This is a genomic window from Phytobacter palmae, assembly GCF_039409775.1.
Lineage (GTDB): Bacteria > Pseudomonadota > Gammaproteobacteria > Enterobacterales > Enterobacteriaceae > Phytobacter > Phytobacter palmae.
In genome coordinates this window covers 74154-95594 of the sequence record NZ_JBCIVJ010000014.1, presented here as the reverse complement: position 1 = coordinate 95594, position 21441 = coordinate 74154, and the positions used below count along the sequence as shown (strand labels likewise).

Annotated in this window: 21 protein-coding genes and 3 tRNA genes; 14 read left to right on the top strand and 10 right to left on the bottom strand. The window is 52.5% G+C overall.

The genetic code is table 11. The features are described 5' to 3' along the window. The first annotated feature begins 128 nt into the window (after nt 1-128). The gene (locus tag AAIG39_RS17210) at nt 129-1469 is read left to right on the top strand and encodes a PTS sugar transporter subunit IIC (RefSeq protein WP_090081367.1); all 1341 of its coding nucleotides are present in this window, start codon (nt 129-131) and stop codon (nt 1467-1469) included. 43 nt (nt 1470-1512) lie between these two features. Here the strand turns inward: AAIG39_RS17210 and fhuF are convergent, their stop codons facing one another. Both fhuF and AAIG39_RS17200 read right to left on the bottom strand, forming a co-directional pair. Beyond that, complete coding sequence (fhuF, locus tag AAIG39_RS17205) at nt 1513-2301, bottom strand: siderophore-iron reductase FhuF (protein WP_090081369.1); 789 nt, start codon at nt 2299-2301, stop codon at nt 1513-1515. A gap of 104 nt (nt 2302-2405) precedes the next feature. Continuing rightward, complete coding sequence (locus tag AAIG39_RS17200; RefSeq protein ID WP_090081370.1) at nt 2406-3470, bottom strand: GGDEF domain-containing protein; 1065 nt, start codon at nt 3468-3470, stop codon at nt 2406-2408. A gap of 252 nt (nt 3471-3722) precedes the next feature. Here AAIG39_RS17200 and AAIG39_RS17195 point away from each other — a divergent pair, with 252 nt between their 5' ends. Next, on the top strand, nt 3723-3962 hold the full coding sequence (locus AAIG39_RS17195; protein WP_343194341.1) for a DUF1435 domain-containing protein: 240 nt from the start codon (nt 3723-3725) through the stop codon (nt 3960-3962). Nucleotides 3963-3995: 33 nt separating this feature from the next. Here the strand turns inward: AAIG39_RS17195 and AAIG39_RS17190 are convergent. From AAIG39_RS17190 to rsmC, 4 genes are all read right to left on the bottom strand, one after another. Next, a tRNA-Leu gene (locus AAIG39_RS17190) sits at nt 3996-4081 on the bottom strand. A 32-nt stretch (nt 4082-4113) separates the two neighbouring features. Further along, nucleotides 4114-4199 (bottom strand) — tRNA-Leu (locus AAIG39_RS17185). Nucleotides 4200-4227: 28 nt separating this feature from the next. After that, a tRNA-Leu gene (locus AAIG39_RS17180) sits at nt 4228-4313 on the bottom strand. 167 nt (nt 4314-4480) lie between these two features. Then, complete coding sequence (gene rsmC / locus AAIG39_RS17175) at nt 4481-5509, bottom strand: 16S rRNA (guanine(1207)-N(2))-methyltransferase RsmC (protein ID WP_090081373.1); 1029 nt, start codon at nt 5507-5509, stop codon at nt 4481-4483. Nucleotides 5510-5798: 289 nt separating this feature from the next. Between rsmC and AAIG39_RS17170 the strand changes: the two genes are divergently transcribed. The 8 genes from AAIG39_RS17170 (at nt 5799) to AAIG39_RS17135 (ending at nt 12260) form a co-directional block, all read left to right on the top strand. Then, entirely contained in the window at nt 5799-6212 is a 414-nt protein-coding gene (locus AAIG39_RS17170; RefSeq protein ID WP_090081376.1) for a DNA polymerase III subunit psi, read from the top strand. Continuing rightward, nucleotides 6181-6621, top strand: coding sequence for a ribosomal protein S18-alanine N-acetyltransferase (rimI, locus tag AAIG39_RS17165; RefSeq protein WP_343194340.1), 441 nt, complete (start codon nt 6181-6183; stop codon nt 6619-6621). Before AAIG39_RS17170 ends, rimI begins: the two co-directional genes overlap by 32 nt. Before the next feature lie 18 nt (nt 6622-6639). After that, on the top strand, nt 6640-7317 hold the full coding sequence (yjjG, locus tag AAIG39_RS17160; RefSeq protein WP_071193585.1) for a pyrimidine 5'-nucleotidase: 678 nt from the start codon (nt 6640-6642) through the stop codon (nt 7315-7317). Nucleotides 7318-7408: 91 nt separating this feature from the next. Further along, nucleotides 7409-8998 (top strand): peptide chain release factor 3, encoded by a 1590-nt coding sequence (prfC, locus tag AAIG39_RS17155; RefSeq protein ID WP_090081381.1) that lies wholly within the window; start codon nt 7409-7411, stop codon nt 8996-8998. Nucleotides 8999-9382: 384 nt separating this feature from the next. Then, nucleotides 9383-10000, top strand: a complete 618-nt coding sequence (gene osmY / locus AAIG39_RS17150) for a molecular chaperone OsmY (RefSeq protein ID WP_343194339.1) — start codon at nt 9383-9385, stop codon at nt 9998-10000. A gap of 129 nt (nt 10001-10129) precedes the next feature. After that, nucleotides 10130-10291 (top strand): DUF1328 domain-containing protein, encoded by a 162-nt coding sequence (locus tag AAIG39_RS17145; RefSeq protein WP_007373037.1) that lies wholly within the window; start codon nt 10130-10132, stop codon nt 10289-10291. Nucleotides 10292-10407: 116 nt separating this feature from the next. Then, nucleotides 10408-11484: a patatin-like phospholipase family protein gene (locus tag AAIG39_RS17140; RefSeq protein ID WP_090081385.1), complete on the top strand. Its 1077-nt coding sequence runs from the start codon at nt 10408-10410 to the stop codon at nt 11482-11484. Next, nucleotides 11481-12260 carry a metal-dependent hydrolase gene (locus tag AAIG39_RS17135; protein ID WP_343194338.1) on the top strand — a complete coding sequence of 260 codons (780 nt, stop codon included), beginning with the start codon at nt 11481-11483 and terminating at the stop codon, nt 12258-12260. The genes AAIG39_RS17140 and AAIG39_RS17135 overlap by 4 nt, the downstream gene beginning before the upstream one ends. A 1-nt stretch (nt 12261) precedes the next feature. Here AAIG39_RS17135 and AAIG39_RS17130 read toward each other — a convergent pair whose 3' ends face one another. After that, nucleotides 12262-13116: a YjjW family glycine radical enzyme activase gene (locus tag AAIG39_RS17130; RefSeq protein ID WP_343194337.1), complete on the bottom strand. Its 855-nt coding sequence runs from the start codon at nt 13114-13116 to the stop codon at nt 12262-12264. Nucleotides 13117-13206: 90 nt separating this feature from the next. After that, nucleotides 13207-14772: a YjjI family glycine radical enzyme gene (locus AAIG39_RS17125; protein ID WP_249572994.1), complete on the bottom strand. Its 1566-nt coding sequence runs from the start codon at nt 14770-14772 to the stop codon at nt 13207-13209. A 252-nt stretch (nt 14773-15024) separates the two neighbouring features. On the opposite strand from AAIG39_RS17125, the gene deoC reads away from it, so the two are divergent. The 4 genes from deoC to deoD all read left to right on the top strand — a co-directional run bounded on the left by deoC (nt 15025) and on the right by deoD (nt 19268). Continuing rightward, on the top strand, nt 15025-15804 hold the full coding sequence (deoC, locus tag AAIG39_RS17120; RefSeq protein WP_249572993.1) for a deoxyribose-phosphate aldolase: 780 nt from the start codon (nt 15025-15027) through the stop codon (nt 15802-15804). 56 nt (nt 15805-15860) lie between these two features. Continuing rightward, entirely contained in the window at nt 15861-17183 is a 1323-nt protein-coding gene (deoA, locus tag AAIG39_RS17115; protein ID WP_090081398.1) for a thymidine phosphorylase, read from the top strand. Nucleotides 17184-17234: 51 nt separating this feature from the next. After that, the gene (gene deoB, locus AAIG39_RS17110) at nt 17235-18458 is read left to right on the top strand and encodes a phosphopentomutase (RefSeq protein WP_090081399.1); all 1224 of its coding nucleotides are present in this window, start codon (nt 17235-17237) and stop codon (nt 18456-18458) included. 87 nt (nt 18459-18545) lie between these two features. After that, complete coding sequence (deoD, locus tag AAIG39_RS17105; protein ID WP_047371922.1) at nt 18546-19268, top strand: purine-nucleoside phosphorylase; 723 nt, start codon at nt 18546-18548, stop codon at nt 19266-19268. Nucleotides 19269-19664: 396 nt separating this feature from the next. Here deoD and lplA read toward each other — a convergent pair whose 3' ends face one another. After that, entirely contained in the window at nt 19665-20681 is a 1017-nt protein-coding gene (lplA, locus tag AAIG39_RS17095) for a lipoate--protein ligase (protein ID WP_090081402.1), read from the bottom strand. An 83-nt stretch (nt 20682-20764) separates the two neighbouring features. After that, complete coding sequence (locus AAIG39_RS17090) at nt 20765-21409, bottom strand: YtjB family periplasmic protein (protein ID WP_090081404.1); 645 nt, start codon at nt 21407-21409, stop codon at nt 20765-20767. Nucleotides 21410-21441: the final 32 nt, after the last annotated feature.

Sequence of the window (21441 nt, the reverse complement as noted above, 5' to 3'; positions counted from 1 at the left end):
GAAACGTATCCTGCTTCGCTGTAATGCTGGTTCGTTAGCCAGTATGGTCTTAAACCCTAAAAATGGATTGCTGCACGGCAGAACATTCGCTGTTGCGCTGAATTATATAGACTGACAGGAGAGCCGCTATGTCTGCCAATCATGCAGTGTTTAACGTGATTTTTCGCTTCATCGAAAACTACGTCAGCCCAATAGCCGGGCGGATTTCTTCCCAGCGTCACGTCATGGCCATCCGTGATGGTTTCATCTCGGCCATGCCGTTTATGATAGTCGGTTCTTTCCTGCTGGTCTTCGCTTACCCACCGTTTTCGCCGGACACGACGTGGGGCTTCGCCCGTGCGTGGCTCGATCTGGCAAAGCAGTATGAAGGCCGCATTTTGACGCCGTTCGACATGACGATGGGCATTATGTCCATTTATATCTGCGCGGCCATCGCCTATAACCTGGGCAAGCATTATGTGAAGTCACATCAGCTCGATCCCTTTATGTGTGCCATGCTGTCCCTGATGGCCTTTTTACTGGTTGCGGCTCCCAAAACCAATGGCACATTACCGGTAGATAGCCTGGGGGGTACCGGTATTTTTACTGCGATTCTGGTCGCCGTGTACTGTGTGGAGATGATGCGTTTCCTCAAGGCGCACAATATCGGTATCCGCTTGCCGGACCAGGTGCCGCCGATGATCAAAAACTCATTTGATCTGCTGATTCCGGTGTTGGTGGTTGTATTGACACTTTATCCATTGAGTCTCCTCATACAGACACATTTCAATGTGTTGATTCCGCAAGCCATTATGGCGCTCTTCAAGCCGCTGGTCTCGGCTGCGGATTCTCTGCCTGCTATTTTACTGGCGGTGTTGATCGGACATTTATTGTGGTTTGCCGGGATTCATGGGGCGGCAATTGTGTCTGGCATGTTGCAAATGTTCTGGCTGACTAACCTGGGGCTGAACCAGACGGCGCTTGCGCAGGGTGCGCCATTGCCGCACATCTTTATGGAGGCCTTCTGGACATTCTTTATCGTTATTGGGGGGTCGGGTGCGACCATGGGTCTGGTGTTCTGTTATCTGCGCAGTCGCTCGGTGCATTTACGCTCCATCGGCCGTTTGAGTATCGTCCCCAGTATGTTCAATATTAATGAGCCGGTTATTTTCGGTACGCCGATCGTTATGAACCCGGTGTTCTTTATTCCATTCCTTCTGGCGCCGTTAGTTAACGCCATTATTGCCTGGGCGGCGATGAAAATGGATCTGATTGGGCGCGTGATTTCTGTTGTTCCGTGGACCGCTCCTGCACCTATTGGCGGGGCGTGGGCGCTCGGCTGGGATTTCCGTGCCGCCATTCTTGTCGTGATACTCGCGGTCATTTCCGCCATCATTTACTACCCGTTCTTTAAAGTGTATGAGAAACAGTTACTGGAACAGGAAGCGGAAGAGGCGCAACGCGCTGAAGAAAGCCAGCAAGTGGCATAGGTGAAGGCAAAACGGCAACCTCAGGTTGCCGTTTTTGTGGAGATTATTTTAGAGTGCAGTCTCCGCATTGCTGAACATCTGGCAAGCGATATCGCTGGCAACAGGTACGCCTGACCAGCACGCCATCACGGGGAACGACAGTCCGCCATAAGGGGTTGTCGTTACCGTTCGAAAGCTGTTTTTCGAAGAAGCAGAACTGGCGCAGCGTGGTGACCCGCTCATCACCCAGCAAAGGCTTCATTTCGCCCAGGCACCAGTTAATCAGATACCCCGTATTGCTCCAGATAAGCTTACCGTTGATCTCGCCGGTAGCTTCCAGTGCCGCTACGACGGGGGCCATCGCCCGAACGATTAATGCCTCAATACGAGGGATATCACCCTGCGCCGTCAGAGCCTCATCCTGCTCTATATCCATCCAGAAGCAGGCGGCGCGGCCGGTTTCATGAAACTCGACATGCAGATGTTCCGGGGAAAGGTCCAGGGCAATTTTTTGCGTTAATAAGGCCACCAGCAGGGGGGGCACCATCAGGCCGAGGTACCACTGAGCCCATAATGACAGCAGCGGTTTGCCTTCACGCGGCAGTGTCGGCTGCTTTAGGTAGATATGATTTGCGTAAGTTGTCCGTAGTGACTGTAAACGATCCGGTCGCGCCCATTGCGTAAGGGTTAGCGCCTGTTGTGGCGGAAGTTCGTTCAGCTTAATGAAATCGAGAAGATGAGGGCGCAGGCGGGCAAGGATATCGCGCACTTCATTCGCCAGAGTGTCGCTCTCAGTAAAAAGCCTCGCCTGGCGGATCACGAATTCATTAACGGGTACGCAACGATAAGCCATAGTGTCAGAAAGATAGAAATCTAAATGATAATGATTTCTAATCCTAGCGAGAGGCTATACCTATAGCAAGATGTTTATCGTAAAGCCAGCCTGGACAGGCCGAATCAGGCGACCTGCAAGTCACTGCTGACGAGAATACTGTTCCGTCCCTGATGTTTCGCTTCGTACAAGGCTTTATCTGCTTTATCGAGTGCGTCCTCGATGTCGCCATCTTCCAGCGGCGCAATGCCAATACTCACAGTGACGTTAGTCGCTACACTCTCATTAAACATATGGGGAATTTTCAGATCGTAAACGTGCTGACGAATCCGCTCCGCCGCAACGCGAGCGCGTTCCAGGTCGACACTGTTTAATAAGATCAGAAACTCTTCACCACCGAAGCGGGCGACAATATCTCTGGAGCGCACTGCATTACGAATGGCAGCAGAAACACGAATTAACGCCTGGTCACCCATCATATGACCGTAGTGATCGTTATAAGCTTTGAAGTGGTCGATATCCAGCAGTAGCACAAAGCGGGTACCGTCATCGAGCGCCAGGAGATTGTCGAGCTTGTTTTGCAGGCCACGTCGGTTGTAGAGCCCGGTGAGCGGATCGAGCATACTCAAATCATTCAGCGTCTTACGCTCCTGCATCAGACGATACATCAGAGCCTGCGAGAAGTTATCGTTGCGCTTTTGAATCACATGCTGAATAGCAATCCCGATCATGGGGAGTGCAAAAGCATAGATAATCCGCAGTGTTATTTCACCGCTGCTTAACCAGAAGCACCCCATGAAGGAAGGCAAAGAGTGCAACATAAATGCAATGATATTATTAGAGAAAGCAAGCGAACCAATAAATAAAACACTTAATAGGGCGATAAGGAGGTAGGTTGAATCATTATCTCCTGATTCCAGAGATTTAATAATGATATGCCACGCCCACATACAGCCAAATAAAAATGAGATCAGCGTAATATTTATTTTCTTTTTTGGAAATTTCCAGTGCCAGAGCAAGCCAGCCAGGCTTGACGCCAGGATCAGGCATATGGGCAACGTAAACGCACGCAGATTATAAAGTGGCAGTGCGATCGAAAAAATGGCCGAAATGGTATTAAGTAACAAAAAGAGTCGCACAGATAAGCGATATTTCTTGTTACAAAGGGATTGCCAGGAGTGTGGTGTCATATTTAAAAAAGTCGTTATTAATCTGCAATATAAAATTGAACTGGTTGCCAAAGTGAAAAATAACGCGAAGAAAGGTTACCGCGAAAAAAAGCAATTTTTAAGATTTAATTAAGTGGTGCTTAATTTATCACCTTCGGCAATCCCTGTCACCAGAAGATGCGTAAAGTTCATACCGATTCGCTGGCTATGCTGACAAATGAGAAAACATATCATATGATATTGGTTATCATTATCGTTGTGAGAGTCTAAAGCATGCTGCAACGCGCTCTGGGTAGTGGATGGGCAATCTTGCTGGCCGGGTTTATCGTCGCGATAATGGCCTTTGCGGGTCTTTCCGCAGGAGCCTGGCGCTCGGTGATTGTCATTGGTTTGTTGCTAACGCCCGCAATGCTTTATCACAAAAGATTACGTCATTTTGTTTTACTGCCGTCAAGGATTGCGCTTGTCGGGGGGATAATGCTGGTAATGCTGAATTTAAAGTGGCTGATGTAACACAGAGGTCACGCAGGGAAGTTATAAGATATTTGGTGCGAGGGGGGGGACTCGAACCCCCACATCCTAAGGACACTAACACCTGAAGCTAGCGCGTCTACCAATTCCGCCACCTTCGCACATCTATCTTATTGTTTTGATATCGCCTCGTTGGTGCGAGGGGGGGGACTCGAACCCCCACATCCAAAGGACACTAACACCTGAAGCTAGCGCGTCTACCAATTCCGCCACCTTCGCCCGGTGAGAGCAATATCAACGTGGATTATGGTGCGAGGGGGGGGACTCGAACCCCCACATCCAAAGGACACTAACACCTGAAGCTAGCGCGTCTACCGATTCCGCCACCTTCGCATACCATCGATACCCAATAAGTATCGTTACCACGGAGGCGCATTCTAGATGTTTTCCAGGTTTCGTCAATAGTTAATTGCATGCCGATTTTATAACTGCTTTAAAAACCAACACCTGGAATTTGCTGCGGAATTGCCCGATAACGAAATGCTACCGGGCTGGAAATATCAGCGTTTCGCCTGACGGGTCATCACGGTGCGGTAGACTTTAAAACGTCCCGTTTGTGCGATCACTTCGTGGAAGCCAAAGGTCTCGTCCAGCACTGCCGGATAGGGCAGGAAGGCGTTGGCGACGATACGCAATTCGCCGCCACTGTTCAGATGACGTACTGCGCCGCGAATCAGCGTTTGCGCGGCTTCCAGGCTGGTTTGCAGGCCATCATGGAACGGCGGGTTTGAGATGATCATATCGAAACGGCCCGTCACCTCAGAGAAGACATTGCTGGCAAAAACGTCGCCTTCAAAGCCGTTCGCCGCAAGGGTTGCGCGGCTGGCTTCAATTGCCGACGCCGAGACATCGCACAGGGTGAGACGTACTTTCGGCGAGTGGCTGGCCAGCACGGCTGCCAGTACACCCGCACCGCAGCCCACATCCAGTACCTTGCCCTTCGTATGCGGGGTCAGCGTGGAGAGCAATAACTGGCTACCCACATCCAGGCCGTCGCGGCTAAAGACGCCCGGTAATGTTTTAATAGACAGCCCATCCAGCTGGTATTCATCCCAGAATGACTGAGCATCAAACGTCGGCTGTTTTTCCAGACGTCCATGATAAAGCCCGCAACGACGCGCACTGTCGACTTTATTCAGCGGTGCAAACTCAGCCAGCATTTGTTCAGCGCTACGAACGCCGCTGCGGTTTTCACCCACCACAAAAATATCCGTACCAACCGGCAGCAGCGACAGCAGATTCATCAACTGAAACTGTGCTTCCGGCTTATTTTTCGGCCAGAAGTAAATCAGTGTATCACTCTCGCCAGCGGCAGCCTTGTCAAGGGTCAGCCCGAAAACGGCCATGTCGCCCATCTGGCGGCTGAGTGTCTGCCACTGATGGTACTGTTGTGTCCAGGCGCGGCTCTCAACCGACTCCAGCCTCGCAGGCAGGTCATCCTGTAAATCACCGGCAAAAAGAATGCGGCTCTGTTCGAAATCGTCACTGTGGCGCAGCAAGACTTCACTTGCCGGAGTTAAAGCAGACATGAATGGTTGTTCCTCATTAAACTTAGGCGGGGATTATACACGTTATCCTTCATACTGCCTCTTTGTTGGCAGCGTCTTCGTACCCGGTCACTTACTGGTGTAAGCTCCCGGGGATACTCATCCTTGCCGCCTCGACGCATCATGAATGATTTAGTGTAGGGCCACGTTATCCTCCATGCTGCCTCTTTGTTGGCAGCGTCTTCATCCCTCAATGCTTCTGATCGACTGGATGGCGAAAATTCGACGAGTTTGCTATATTTGCGCGCCTGACAGACAGGAGTGTTTCTCTATGAGTTCCCGACGCGACTGGCAATTACAGCAACTGGGTATCACCCAGTGGTCCCTGCGCCGTCCGGCGACGCTGCAAGGGGAAATCGCAATTTCCCTACCCGCGCACATCCGGTTAGTGATGGTGGCTCCTGATCTTCCCGCACTCACTGAGCCGTTCGTTGGCGATGTGCTGCGTGCGCTTGCCGTCAGTCCGGATCAGGTTTTACAGCTCACCCCTGACCGGGTAGAGATGTTACCGCCGGGCAGTACCTGCAACAGCTGGCGGCTGGGCATTGAATCACCCATCGCGCTCAAGGGGGCGCAGGTTACGACGCCTGGCCTTGATGAACTAAGGGGCAACCCTGCGGCACGCGCCGCGCTATGGCGACAAATTTGCAATTATGAACACGATTTCTTCCCTCACAACGACTGATTTAGCCCGCGCGTACCAGATCGAAACCCGGGCGCACGCGTTTCCCTGGAGTGAGAAGACCTTCGCCAGTAACCAGGGCGAGCGCTACCTTAATTACCGTTTACTGGTGGATGACGTAATGGCGGCCTTCGCCATTACACAGGTGGTGCTGGATGAAGCCACCCTCTTTAATATTGCCGTCGATCCCGCCTGGCAACGTCAGGGGCTGGGGCGTCAACTGCTTGAGCATCTGATCGGCGAACTGGAAAAACGTGGCGTATTGACGCTGTGGCTGGAAGTGCGGGCCTCAAATACCGCGGCCATCGCTTTATATGAGAGCCTGGGATTTAATGAAGCGACGATTCGCCGCAACTATTACCCCACAGCGCAAGGACGCGAAGACGCCATCATCATGGCGCTGCCAATTTAATAAATGAAAGGTGATGTAATGAAATGGGACTGGATCTTTTTTGACGCCGACGAAACGCTGTTTACCTTCGATTCGTTTGGTGGCCTGCAGCGAATGTTTCTGGACTACAGCGTGACATTTACTGCCGAGGATTTTAAAGATTATCAGGCCATTAATAAACCGTTGTGGGTGGAATATCAGAACGGCGCCATCACCGCACTACAATTACAGCATCAGCGCTTTCAGGGATGGGCGGAGCGCCTGCGCGTTGCGCCTGGCGATCTGAATAATGCGTTTCTCAATGCGATGGCAGAAATTTGCGCCCCTCTACCAGGGGCGGTGTCGCTCTTGTCGGCGTTAAAAGGAAAGGTAAAGCTTGGCATTATCACCAATGGCTTTACCGCGTTACAGCAGACGCGCCTGGAACGCACCGGTTTTCGCGACTACTTTGATTTGCTGGTGATTTCTGAGCAGGTCGGCGTGGCTAAGCCCGATCCGCGTATTTTCGATTACGCGCTGGAACAGGCACAAAACCCGGACCGCTCACGGGTATTGATGGTTGGAGATACCGCTGAATCGGATATCCTGGGCGGCATTAACGCCGGGCTTTCCACCTGCTGGCTGAATGCTAACGGTCGCGCGTTGCCCGAGGGAATCAACCCGACCTGGACCGTGACATCGTTAACCGAACTGGAGCAACTCCTGTGTAAACATTAATTGTCTGCACTCAGTCGTTGAGTACAATAGCCGCATTTTTCTTATTTCATAGCGTGGCCGAGGCCGCGCATTTTCACAGAAGAATTTTATTATGACGTTGTCTCCTTATTTACAAGAAGTGTCCAAGCGACGCACGTTCGCCATCATCTCGCACCCGGATGCCGGTAAAACTACGATCACTGAAAAAGTGTTGTTGTTCGGACAGGCTATCCAGACCGCTGGTACGGTTAAAGGCCGGGGCTCTAATCAGCATGCAAAATCTGACTGGATGGAGATGGAAAAGCAGCGTGGTATCTCTATTACTACCTCTGTGATGCAGTTCCCTTATCATCACTGTCTGGTCAACCTGCTTGATACCCCCGGGCACGAAGACTTCTCCGAAGATACCTACCGTACGCTGACGGCAGTTGACTGTTGTCTGATGGTTATTGATGCCGCAAAAGGCGTTGAGGATCGTACCCGCAAGTTGATGGAAGTTACCCGTCTGCGCGATACGCCGATCATCACCTTTATGAACAAACTCGACCGTGACATTCGCGATCCGATGGAATTGCTGGATGAAGTGGAAAACGAGCTGAAAATCGGCTGTGCGCCGATCACCTGGCCGATTGGCTGCGGTAAGTTGTTCAAAGGCGTTTACCACCTCTATAAAGATGAAACCTATCTCTATCAGACCGGTAAGGGCCATACGATCCAGGAAGTACGAATCGTTAAAGGGTTAAATAGCCCGGATCTCGACGCTGCTGTCGGTGAAGATCTGGCTCAGCAGTTGCGCGACGAGCTTGAATTGGTTAAGGGTGCCTCTAACGAGTTCGATAAAGAGCTGTTCCTGGCCGGTGAAATCACCCCTGTCTTCTTTGGTACCGCGCTGGGTAACTTTGGTGTGGACCATATGCTGGATGGCCTGGTGGAGTGGGCGCCCGCACCGATGCCGCGCGCGACGGACATCCGTGAAGTGGAAGCGGCGGAGGAGAAATTCTCCGGCTTCGTCTTTAAAATTCAGGCCAACATGGACCCGAAACATCGTGACCGCGTGGCCTTCCTGCGTGTGGTGTCGGGCAAATATGAAAAGGGCATGAAGCTTCGTCAGGTGCGTCTTGGCAAAGATGTGGTGATCTCTGATGCGTTGACCTTTATGGCCGGCGATCGCTCGCATGTTGAAGAGGCTTATCCGGGCGATATCATTGGTCTGCACAACCACGGCACGATTCAGATTGGCGACACCTTCACGCAGGGTGAAATGATGAAGTTCACCGGTATTCCGAACTTCGCGCCGGAACTGTTCCGCCGCATCCGTCTGAAAGATCCGTTAAAGCAGAAACAACTGCTCAAAGGGCTGGTTCAGTTGTCAGAAGAAGGTGCGGTTCAGGTCTTCCGCCCCATCGCTAACAACGATCTTATCGTGGGCGCGGTGGGGGTGCTGCAGTTCGATGTCGTCGTTTCGCGTCTTAAGAGCGAATACAACGTAGAGGCGGTCTACGAGTCCGTTAACGTCGCTACCGCCCGTTGGGTGGAGTGCAGCGATGTGAAGAAATTTGAAGAGTTCAAACGCAAAAACGAAGTGCAGCTGGCGCTCGATGGCGGCGATAACCTGACATATATTGCCCCAACAATGGTCAACCTGAATTTGGCGCGTGAGCGTTACCCGGATGTTCAGTTCCACCAGACCCGCGAACACTAATCCCTCTACGGAGCGCGGCAGACGCCGTGCTCCGTCACTTTACCTGTCTTTTTAGCCTCTTGCGGAAAGTTCTTAAATAGCCGCATTTCCCTCTTCTATGGTCATTTTTTAACCGCTTTCGCAAGCGTTTCTGCGATTGTGTTCTATATTTAACAAAGTAATGACATTTCGGCTGGGTATTAATCCTATTCAATGCGTGTTTAGTGGTTTTTTATTCAGAAAATGGTGCATTACATAATATTAATTACTGACTTAAGTCTAATGAATTAGCGTTATTTATCTAACTCATTGATTTGTCAGACTGGTGATTCACCACAGCAGGAAAAGCGGCCTTCATTGCTGCTTACGGCCCAAATTGTGGGCAAACCAATAGGATATAGATCGATGACGATGACAAGACTGAAGATTTCGAAAACTCTGCTGGCTGTCGTGCTGGGAGCAACTCTGGCAAGTGGTTCCGCAATGGCGGCAAACACGACGACCGATAAAGCGCAAAACGCGGCCGACAACGCAGGGCAAAAAATCGATAGCTCTATGAATAAAGTCGGTAATTTCATGGATGACAGCGCTATTACGGCGAAAGTCAAAGCTGCGCTGGTCGATCACGAAGATATCAAGAGCACCGATATCTCCGTAAAAACTGAGAAAAAAGTGGTGACGTTAAGTGGCTTCGTTGAAAGCCAGGCGCAGGCAGAACAGGCGGTAACCGTAGCGAAAGGGGTTGGAGGCGTTGCATCAGTAAGCGACAAACTCCATGTTCGTGACGGTAAAAACACCTCTGCGAAAGGCTATGCCGGCGACACTGCGACTACCAGTGAAATCAAAGCAAAATTGCTGGCTGACGACATCGTTCCTTCCCGTAAGGTGAAAGTAGAAACGACCGATGGCGTTGTACAGCTGTCCGGTACCGTAGATTCACAGGCGCAAATTGAGCGGGCCGAAAGTATCGCTAAAGCGGTAGATGGCGTCAAAAGTGTGAAAAACGATCTGAAAGCTAAGTAACGATTCCTGAAATGTGCAATCCCGGCGTTTTGCCGGGAAGTAAGTAGAACGCACCTGGAAAATATCGCCAGTGAGCATCCTGAGCGCTCACATTAGCGGTCGACATTAACTATGGTTAAGGAGAGTCTTATGTTTCGTTGGGGCATTATATTTCTGGTTATCGCGTTAATTGCCGCCGCTCTGGGCTTTGGTGGTCTGGCAGGTACGGCAGCGGGTGCCGCGAAAATCGTCTTTATCGTCGGTATCATCCTGTTCCTCGTCAGCCTGTTTATGGGTCGCAGACGTCCGTAGCGCGAGTCTCTTTCTTAAACGAATCATCAAGCCAGTCCTCGTGACTGGCTTTCATTGTTTCTGGAAGGGAAAAATTGCGTTACTTTGTTAATACCTAAAATCTAAAGGAAAGCAGGGTGGGGCAATATATTCCGGTAACGCTTGGTAACATTGCACCATTAGCGTTAACCCCATTTCGCCCAGGCCGACTCGCTCTGGTGTGTGAGGGAGGAGGTCAGCGGGGCATTTTTACGGCCGGCGTACTGGATGAGTTCATGCGCGCTGAATTTAACCCTTTCGACCTTTTCCTTGGTACATCCGCCGGGGCGCAAAACCTGTCGGCATACTTGTGCAATCAGCCGGGTTATGCGCGTAAGGTCATCATGCGTTACACAACCACCCGCGACTTTTTTGATCCCGTACGTTTCGTGCGTGGTGGCAACCTGATCGATCTGGACTGGCTTATTACTTCCACCTCAAGCCATATGCCGCTGGCGATGGACTATGCCGCGCGTGCTTTTGACACAGGCAAAGCCTTCTATATGTGTGCCTGCCGTCAGGATGACTACACGCCAGAATATTTCTCCCCTGACAGTAGCACCTGGCTGGATATCATCCGCGCGTCCAGTGCTATCCCCGGATTCTACCGCCCGGGCGTAACCCTTAACGGTGTGAATTATCTTGATGGCGGCGTCAGCGATGCGATTCCCGTTCAGGAGGCGGCGAAACGCGGTGCGAAGACAATTGTGGTTATCCGCACCGTGCCGTCGCAAATGTACTACACCCCACAATGGTTTAAGCGGATGGAACGCTGGCTGGGGGAAAGCAGCTTGCAGCCTTTCGTTAACCTCGTTCAGCATCATGAGAAGACCTATTCGGCGACGCAGAAATTTATTGAAGCGCCCCCCGGAAAGTTGCGCATTTTTGAAATCTATCCGCCGAAGCTTTTGCACAGTATGGCGCTGGGAAGCCGTTTACCAGCGTTGCGCGATGACTACAAGCTGGGAAGACTTTGCGGGCGTTATTTCCTGGCGACGGTGGGTAAACTGCTGGTAGAGAAGCCGCCATTAATTCGCCATGTTCCGCGTGTGCCCACGACATCTGCTACCATCGTTGTGCCACCAGCAGCCGTGGCCAACGATGCGGTCGATACGCCCCTTGTCAGCGCGGTTCAGGCCAACGATTTGCCCTTTAATAATGAGGATACTGCGTGACGTTCCGCTTTATCGACACTCACTGTCACTTCGATTTCCCTCCTTTCCAGGATGATGAATCGAACAGCATTACCCGCGCCGGTGCTGCTGGGGTCGAACGGATTATCGTCCCGGCGATTGGCTCACAATATTTTGCTCGCGTTATCAAACTTGCCCGGGATTATCCGGCCCTTTATGCCGCGCTGGGGCTGCATCCGATCGTCATTGAAGAGCACACGCCGACGTGCGTGGAGCAGCTTGAGCAACTACTTGAAACACGTCCGAAGAAGGTGGTGGCGATTGGCGAAATTGGCCTGGATCTGTATCGTGACGATCCGCAATTTGAACGTCAGCAGGCGGTGCTGGATGCGCAGCTTAAGCTGGCAAAACGTTTTGACCTGCCAGTGATCCTGCATTCGCGTCGCACACACGACAAGCTGGCGATGCACCTTAAACGTCATGACCTGCCGCGAACGGGAGTCGTACATGGCTTTGCCGGTAGCCTGCAGCAGGCGGAACGTTTTATCAGCCTGGGATATAAAATTGGCGTTGGCGGTACTATTACCTACCCGCGAGCCAGCAAGACCCGCGAAGTGATGGCGCAACTGCCATTAAACGCCCTGTTGCTGGAAACCGACGCCCCGGATATGCCATTAAACGGTTTTCAGGGCCAGCCTAATCGCCCGGAACAGGCGGCGCGGGTCTTCGCAACGCTTTGCGAATTGCGCCCGGAAGCGCCAGATGTGATTGCTCAGGCGCTGTTCGACAATACTCACGCCACCTTTTCATTAAGCTGAGTTACAGATACAACGCCGGAAGGCGCACTGTTTTCACTCCCCGGGCAGTAAGCGCCAGCGCCAGCGGTTCCACATCTCCGGCAGTGGCGCTACGCCACTGTTTTGCTTCACCATACACACCATGAGCATGAAAGGCGTTAATACGCACCGGCACATCCCCTAATTCGCCGATAAATTCGCTAAGTTCATCAATGTGTTGCAGATAATCACATTGCCCGGGAATGACCAACAAGCGTAACTCCGCCAGCCGCTGATGCGCCGCCAGAAGACGGATACTGGCCTTGATCTGCGCATTATCGCGCCCGGTCAGAAACCGATGATGAGCGCTGCCCCAGGCTTTGAGATCGATCATTGCCCCGTCACACACCGACAGAAGCCTGCGCCAGCCTGTTTCGCTAAGCAGACCGTTGCTGTCAACCAGGCAGGACAAGTGTTGAAGCGAGGGGGTCGTTTTGAGTGCACTGAACAGCGCAACCAGAAACGGCAACTGCGTTGTTGCCTCTCCGCCGCTGACGGTGATCCCTTCGATAAACAGGGCCGCTCTGCGTACGTGGGTTAGCACCTCTTCCACACTTAGCGTTTGCGCCATAGGCGTGGACTGCTGTGGACAGAGATGCAGACAGGTATCGCACTGCTGACAGGCAATCTCATCCCAGTTTACCCGCCCATCGACCAGAGTTAAGGCACCGTGCGGGCAGGCGGGAACGCACTGTGCACAGTGGTTGCAGCGTCCGATTGTCCACGGGTTGTGACAGTTTTTACAGTTCAAATTACAACCCTGTAAAAACAGCACCAGACGACTGCCAGGCCCATCAACGCAGGAGAACGGGATAATCTTACTGACTAAACTCTTCATCCTTCAGGCTTCCTCCTTACTGATCAGGCCGTCGAACCCTGGGCACAGCGCGTATCGATGTTCTCGGAGCATCTTCATTGCCGCTTCGACTCAACCTGAATAGTTTTTTGTTGGGAAGCGCATCTGCTGTTCATGGCTGACCACGCGTGGTTGTCTTTCAAGGATGCGAGTGTTGCGGGCGGCTTCCTCACCCAGCCAGGTCGTATTCGTGCGTGACCCGTCGGCACGGAATTTTTCCAGATCTGACAGGCGCACCATATAACCTGTTACGCGTACAAGGTCGTTGCCGTTGATATTGGCAGTGAACTCACGCATGCCGGCTTTAAACGCGCCGAGGCAGAGCTGTACCACGGCCTGCGGATTACGTTTGACGGTCTCATCGAGCGTCAGAATGTCGCTGATGCCCGCCGTGTACCAGGTATGATGCGGGGCTACCGTCAGCAGGTGGGTAATAGGGTCGGGTTCGTCGCCGTAGGGCAGGCGTGCTCCCGGCGTGGTGTCAGTATCAGAGCTTATCCCCGACTGAGCGTGCAACATCGCTCTGTTATTCCAGCCATGTTTTACCGGCGCGTTCGCTACAAATGTCGCAAGCTGTTCGCTGATCCGGTAACCCAGCGCATTGGCTTGCGCATCTTTGCCGTAGCGTACGCTGAGACCTGCACGTTCGCAGAGGATATTCACCGCTTCTGCCAGTCCGTACATGCCAAACATAGGCGCAAAACGATTCGGATCTATCAGCCCTTCGGCGACCAGGAAGCTATTCTCGAAGAAGCCGGATTGCGAATAGAGAAAGTCACAGCGCGCATCAATGATCGCGATTTGCTGCTGACAGTAGTGGGGAAGCTGGCGTGTAAAGAAATCCTCAACAGTGCTGCTGCGTTCGGCAATTGCTTTCAGGTTCAGGCGTACCAGCGTGCTACCGCCGCCGCTTAGCGGCAACGAGTTGTAACAACTGACGATGCCATAGCCACCTTTTGTGAAAATTTTATCATTTTCGGGGCCGTTGGCGATATGGGGTTTACTGCACTCACAGATGTTTTTCGCCACTTCAAGCAGTAAATCATCTGGCGTCATATCCGGGTCATAAATAAAGGTCAGATTAGGCGAAACCTGCTTAAGCTCTGCATCGGCGCGCAAAATAGCTCGGGTGATCGGCGTATCTGCAGGGCCAATATTGGCATGCATAAACGCATCCGGCAGGGTTCTGTCGAGATAACGCCAAAAACGTTTTATTCGAATATCGATCTCTTCTTGTGTTAGAATTCTAACATATGGTTGCAGTATCGCATCCAGTTGACCCAGATAAACGGGCATGGATGTGACTGAAGGAACATGGTGATAAAGGATGGTGAGCATCGACAGCGCGTCGTCAAGATCGATTGCCCCTTCGAGTTCCAGCCATTGCGAGCCATTCGCGAGGAATTTTGCATAGTCCGGCAGTACATAACGTGGTTTGTAGGGCGCATGCCCTTCGAACATATCGCAAATAGTACCCTCATCAAGCGCAGCTCGCGCTTCTTTTGTTAGTGAGGGATAAGGCAGACTATTTTCGGCCTCAAGTGCAAGAAAGTGGCGTTTTTGTGCGGGAGTCAGGGTATTGCTTGTCGCAATCTGCTGGCAACGAGCCAGGTATGCTGAATCATTTGGCATGGACATCTTCGTTCCTCTTAGTCCTTGAGCATCCGGCCCAGTGTAGGCAACCGAATGGAGCCCGCCTTTGATCCACACCCCTAAAGATCCGGGTATGTGGCTATGTTAAGGCTAAAAGTTTGATGAATGTCTCATTACAGTTTTGCAAATATGAATGTGGTTTTCATTAACTGTGATGGGTGTCGAAGTGTGATGATGGGTTAATGTTAGAATAATAACAGACCCGTATTTAACCGGCTTATGCCGACGGAGAGAAAAATGACTGATTTAACTGCAAGCAGCCTGCGTGCGTTGAAACTGATGGACCTGACTACCCTGAACGACGACGACACGAACGAAAAAGTGATCGCGCTCTGCCATCAGGCAAAAACCCCGGTTGGTAACACTGCCGCTATCTGTATCTATCCGCGTTTTATCCCAATTGCGCGCAAGACGCTGAAAGAGCAGGGTACGCCAGATATCCGCATCGCAACGGTTACTAACTTCCCGCACGGTAACGACGATATTGAGATCGCGCTGGCGGAAACGCGTGCGGCAATTGCTTACGGTGCTGATGAAGTCGATGTGGTATTCCCGTACCGTGCGCTGATTGCAGGCAACGAACAAGTGGGCTTTGATCTGGTTAAGGCCTGTAAAGATGCCTGCGCAGCGGCCAATGTTCTGCTGAAAGTGATTATCGAAACCGGTGAGCTGAAAGAAGAGGCGCTGATTCGCAAAGCGTCTGAAATCTCAATCAAAGCGGGCGCGGATTTTATTAAAACGTCCACCGGTAAAGTGCCAGTGAATGCCACGCCGGAAAGCGCGCGCATCATGCTGGAAGTGATTCGCGATATGGGGGTTTCGAAAACCGTTGGTTTCAAACCGGCTGGCGGCGTGCGTTCAGCAGAAGACGCGCAGAAATTCCTCGCGATTGCCGATGAACTCTTTGGCGCTGACTGGGCGGATTCGCGCCACTATCGCTTTGGTGCGTCCAGTCTGCTGGCAAGCTTGCTCAAAGCACTGGGCCATGGCGACGGTAAGAGCGCAAGCGGCTATTAATTCTCCTTTGCGGCGGCTCGTCCGCCGCAACCAACCTTGATTTTCAGGGGGTTACCTTGTTTCTCGCTCAAGAAATAATTCGTAAAAAACGCGATGGCCATGTGCTCAGTGATGAAGAGATTCGTTTCTTTATCAACGGGATTCGTGACAACACCGTGTCCGAAGGGCAAATTGCCGCTCTGGCGATGACCATTTTCTTCCACGACATGGCAATTGAGGAGCGTGTTTCGCTGACCATGGCGATGCGAGACTCAGGGACTGTTCTCGACTGGAAACACCTTAATCTCAACGGGCCTGTTGTCGATAAACACTCCACTGGCGGCGTGGGAGATGTCACCTCGCTAATGCTTGGGCCGATGGTTGCGGCCTGCGGCGGCTATATCCCTATGATTTCCGGGCGTGGGCTTGGCCATACAGGCGGTACGCTCGACAAACTGGAAGCCATCCCGGGGTTTGATATTTTCCCGGATGACAAACGCTTTCGCGACATCATTAAAGATGTGGGCGTCGCGATTATCGGACAGACGAATTCTTTAGCCCCTGCTGATAAACGCTTTTATGCCACGCGCGATATTACGGCTACGGTCGATTCTATTCCGCTGATCACCGCCTCGATCCTCGCCAAGAAACTGGCGGAAGGGCTGGACGCGCTGGTCATGGACGTCAAAGTGGGCAGCGGGGCCTTTATGCCGACGCCAGAGCTTTCTGCCGAACTGGCACAGGCGATCGTTGGTGTGGCTAATGGCGCCGGCGTTCGTACTACCGCGCTGCTTACCGATATGAACCAGGTACTCGCCTCCAGCGCCGGTAACGCTGTTGAAGTGCGTGAAGCCGTCCGCTTTCTGACCGGCGATTACCGCAACCCGCGTCTTTATGACGTGACGATGGCGCTCTGCGTAGAAATGCTGGTCTCCGGCAAACTGGCGAAAGACGACGCCGAGGCGCGTAGACAATTGCAGGCGGTGCTGGATAACGGTAAAGCGGCGGAAATATTTGGCCGCATGGTTGCTGCACAAAAAGGCCCTACTGATTTTGTCGAAAACTATGACAAATACCTGGCAACCGCGACGCTCAGCAAGGCCGTGTATGCCGATACCGAAGGATTTATTGCCCGGATGGACACGCGTGCGCTGGGGATGGCAGTAGTCTCAATGGGCGGCGGCCGTCGTCAGGCGTCCGATACCATTGATTACAGCGTGGGCTTTACCGACATGGCGCGTCTGGGTGATGCGATTGACGGGCAGCGTCCTTTAGCGGTGATCCATGCAAAAGATGAAGCAAGCTGGCAGGAAGCGGCAAATGCGGTCAAAGCCGCGATTGTAATTGCTGATGAAGCGCCAAAAGAGACACCAACAGTCTGGCGACGCATTACCGATTAACGATATACTGATCTGATCGCTTTTTTTTAAAGCACTAAGTACGGAGAAACTATGAAACGTGCATTTATTATGGTGCTGGACTCCTTTGGCATCGGTGCGACCGAAGACGCGGAACGTTTCGGCGACGTAGGTTCAGATACGCTGGGCCATATCGCAGAAGCTTGCGCGAAAGGAGAAGCTGACAATGGTCGTAAAGGTCCGCTGCATTTACCCAATCTGACTCGTCTGGGCCTGGCGAAGGCGCATGAAGGCGCGACCGGCTTCATTCCGGCGGGTATGGATGGCAATGCGGAGATCGCAGGCGCGTACGCCTGGGCGCATGAGTTATCGTCAGGTAAAGATACGCCGTCAGGCCACTGGGAAATCGCGGGCGTGCCGGTGCTGTTTGACTGGGGCTATTTTTCCGATCATGAAAACAGCTTCCCGCAGGAACTGCTGGATAAACTGGTTGAACGCGCAAACCTGCCTGGCTACCTCGGCAACTGCCACTCTTCCGGTACGGTTATCCTTGATCAACTGGGCGAAGAGCATATGAAAACCGGCAAGCCGATTTTCTACACCTCTGCTGACTCTGTGTTCCAGATTGCCTGCCATGAAGAGACATTCGGTCTGGATAAACTTTACGAGCTATGCGAAATCGCCCGCGAAGAGCTGACCGAAGGGGGTTACAACATCGGTCGCGTTATCGCCCGCCCGTTCGTTGGCGATAAAGCCGGAAATTTCCAGCGTACGGGGAATCGTCATGACCTGGCCGTGGAGCCGCCGTCAGCGACGGTGCTGCAAAAACTGGTCGACGAGAAAGACGGTCAGGTGGTTTCCGTGGGGAAAATCGCAGACATCTATGCCAACTGCGGTATCACCAAAAAAGTGAAAGCGACAGGCCTGGATGCGCTGTTTGACGCTACCGTGAAGGAGATGAAAAGCGCGGGTGATAAGACAATCGTCTTTACCAACTTCGTTGATTTCGACTCATCATGGGGCCACCGTCGCGATGTTGCCGGTTATGCGGGTGGGCTGGAGCTGTTCGACCGTCGTTTGCCGGAGCTGATGGAACTGGTGGGGGAAGATGACATTCTGATCCTGACCGCTGACCACGGCTGCGACCCGACCTGGCAGGGCACCGATCATACCCGCGAGCACATTCCGGTGTTGATTTACGGCCCGAAAGTAAAACCAGGCTCACTTGGCCACCGTGAAACATTCGCCGATATCGGCCAGACCATTGCGTCGTACTTCGGTACGTCACCCATGGACTACGGCAAAAACATGCTTTGATTTGGGAACGGGCATCGTTTGATGCCCTCGCCCTGACTCTCTCCTGCGGGAGAGGGGGAAAACACAACGAATAAAAAGGAACTGAAGATGGCTACTCCTCACATTAACGCAGAAATGGGTGATTTCGCTGACGTTGTGCTGATGCCTGGCGACCCGCTGCGTGCAAAGCACATTGCTGAAACCTTTTTCGAAGACATCCGTGAAGTGAACAACGTGCGCGGCATGTTGGGTTACACCGGTACCTATAAAGGCCGCAAAATCTCCGTAATGGGCCATGGTATGGGTATCCCATCCTGCTCCATCTACGCGAAAGAGCTGATCACCGATTTCGGCGTGAAAAAAATCATCCGTGTGGGCTCATGCGGCGCGGTACGTATGGACGTGAAACTGCGTGATATCGTCATCGGTATGGGCGCGTGCACGGACTCTAAAGTCAACCGTATGCGTTTTAAAGACCATGATTTCGCTGCGATTGCTGATTTCGATATGGTGCGTAACGCTGTTGATGCGGCCAAAGCGCTGGGTGTAGATGCTCGCGTTGGCAACATCTTCTCTGCGGATCTGTTCTATGCACCGGACGGCGGCGAGATGTTCGACGTCATGGAGAAATACGGCATTCTGGGCGTGGAAATGGAAGCGGCGGGCATCTACGGCGTTGCCGCAGAGTTCGGTGCGAAAGCGTTGACCATCTGTACTGTTTCCGACCATATCCGTACCCACGAGCAGACCACCTCTGCCGAGCGTCAGACCACATTCAACGACATGATCAAAATCGCGCTGGAATCTGTTCTGCTGGGCGATAAAGAGTAAGCATGTTTCAAAACGGGCGGCTTATACGCTGCCCGTTTTATCAACTCATTTACTTTTCTTCTACTCGTTTTCCTCTTTTTCTTTAATAAGAACAGCGCTATGAATCCATTCAGGTGTCTGTTCATAAATCTATTCAGCAAAGTGAAAAAGTATGGGCATTTGGGCGACTGATCGCCAACAGCGATATGCATGCCGGAAAACGTTCGTTTTATTTGTCCGCCCCGCCAACGCGGATGACGCCAGTCTATGACATGCTACCGATGTCGTTTGCGTCAGTGAATTCAGGCGCAATGTGCTGCGAAGCGATATTAATGTGGATTCTCCGGTCTGCAAAATAGCCCGGGAGTGGGCTTTACCGCTCGCCGCCTCGATTAGCCAGCGACTTGCATAAAAAGGTCATCTCACCGCCCCTGCAATCCACGCGGACAATTCCCGCAATTCGGTTTCCTGTTCCGGGAAATCCCCTAATAGCGCGTCACACTCCTGTGCCAGCATATCTGCGCGATACAGGCAGCCCTGCAGGCGTGCGGCAAGTGCCTCCAGCGGTGCGGGGTTCAGGCTATCGGTAAACACTTGCGTGCGGGTGATATGCCCTTTTTCCACGTCAAAATGTAGCTCCACGCCGCCCCAGGTAAAGCGCTCATCAAGCAAATGGCTGAACGCAGGCGCCTGACCGAAATTCCACTCCCAACTGCTCTGGCGGGCAAAGGTCTCGGCGAAATTCGGCAGATCCGGGGCTTTGTCCGGTGAAATTATCTCGGCTTCAACTCGCTCACCGTAGTGGGAGAAGAAGGCCTCTGTTACTGCCTCGCAGATCTGCTCATGGCTGATGTCCGGCAACAGATCGACCAGGTTTGCGACGCGTCCGCGCACGGAGGTAATTCCCTTGGCCTGAAGCTTCTTCTTATCCGGATTGAGATAGTTTGCCAGGCGGCTGAGGTCGGCATTGAGCAACAGCGTACCATGATGGAAACCACGATCTTTAGTCTCCCGGTAGGCGGAACCAGAGACTTTGCGATCGCCCTGTGGCGTTTTGACCACCAGATCGTTACGCCCGGACGCTTCTGCCGTTACGCCCAGCGAGTTCAGCGCCTGCAATACAATCGCGGTAGAGATTGTTTTGTCGTACTCCGGTTTGCCCGCCATAAAGGTAAAGCAGGTATTACCTAAATCATGAAACACCGCGCCACCGCCGCTGCTGCGTCGTGCCAGACGAACATTGTCTTCTTCCATGCGCCGGGTATTGCACTCTTTCCACGGGTTTTGCGCCCGCCCGATAACCACCGTATCGGCGTTACGCCAGAGGAAAAGTACGCGCTGGGTGGCTGGCATCTGGCGGAAAATACACTCCTCCACTGCCAGATTGAACCAGGGATCATATGAATCAGAGATAAGCAGACGCAGTGTGGACATGGCAGATTTCCTTTCCTGAAAACTCGTCGTTTTTCACGTTGCCGTTGCAAAGAGTGCAACGTGAAATCCGCAGGGTATATAGATTACTCTTTCTTTTCGTTCTCTTCCTCTTCCGGCACCGGCTTGCTGGCCGTAAGCAGGAAAGGGGACTGCTGCCAGCGGGTACGTTTCCCTTGCAACAGTGTGCGGGTCAGTACGACGCCAATAGCCAGAGAAAGGAGTAGCATAAGGCGTAAAATATTGGTGGTGTTGTCGACCTGTTTGGCCTCCGTCGCCAGGGTATGGGTATCCAGCGTTAAACGCAGGTAGCCCAGCGGGCTGCTTTTTCCCTGAATCGGCTCGACGATTTGCTGGTTGAAGTAGCCCCCGGCTTTTTTGCCGTCCAGAGCCAGCCTGTCGCGCACATCAATACTTTCGCCAGAACGGGCAATCAGATCGCCGCGTTCGTCATAGACGCCCGCATCAAGAATTCGGCTCTCCTCCGTCAATTGCCGGAGCATAACGCTGATACGCTTGTCGTCAGGCGTTTCCGCACGCATCAGTGGAGCAAGGTTTATTGTGACCTGTTTCGCCAGCGTGCGGGCCAACTCTTCAAGCTGCGGATTGCGCTGACGCTGATGATTCTGACTGAACCACGATGCGCCCTGCATAAGGGCGACCAACAACGCCAGACAGAAAAGCACGATCACGGCGCGATGAAGCCGGAATTTGAGTTTTGCGCGAGCCATATTCCACCTGTTGAAAATTTGCGGCTTAATGT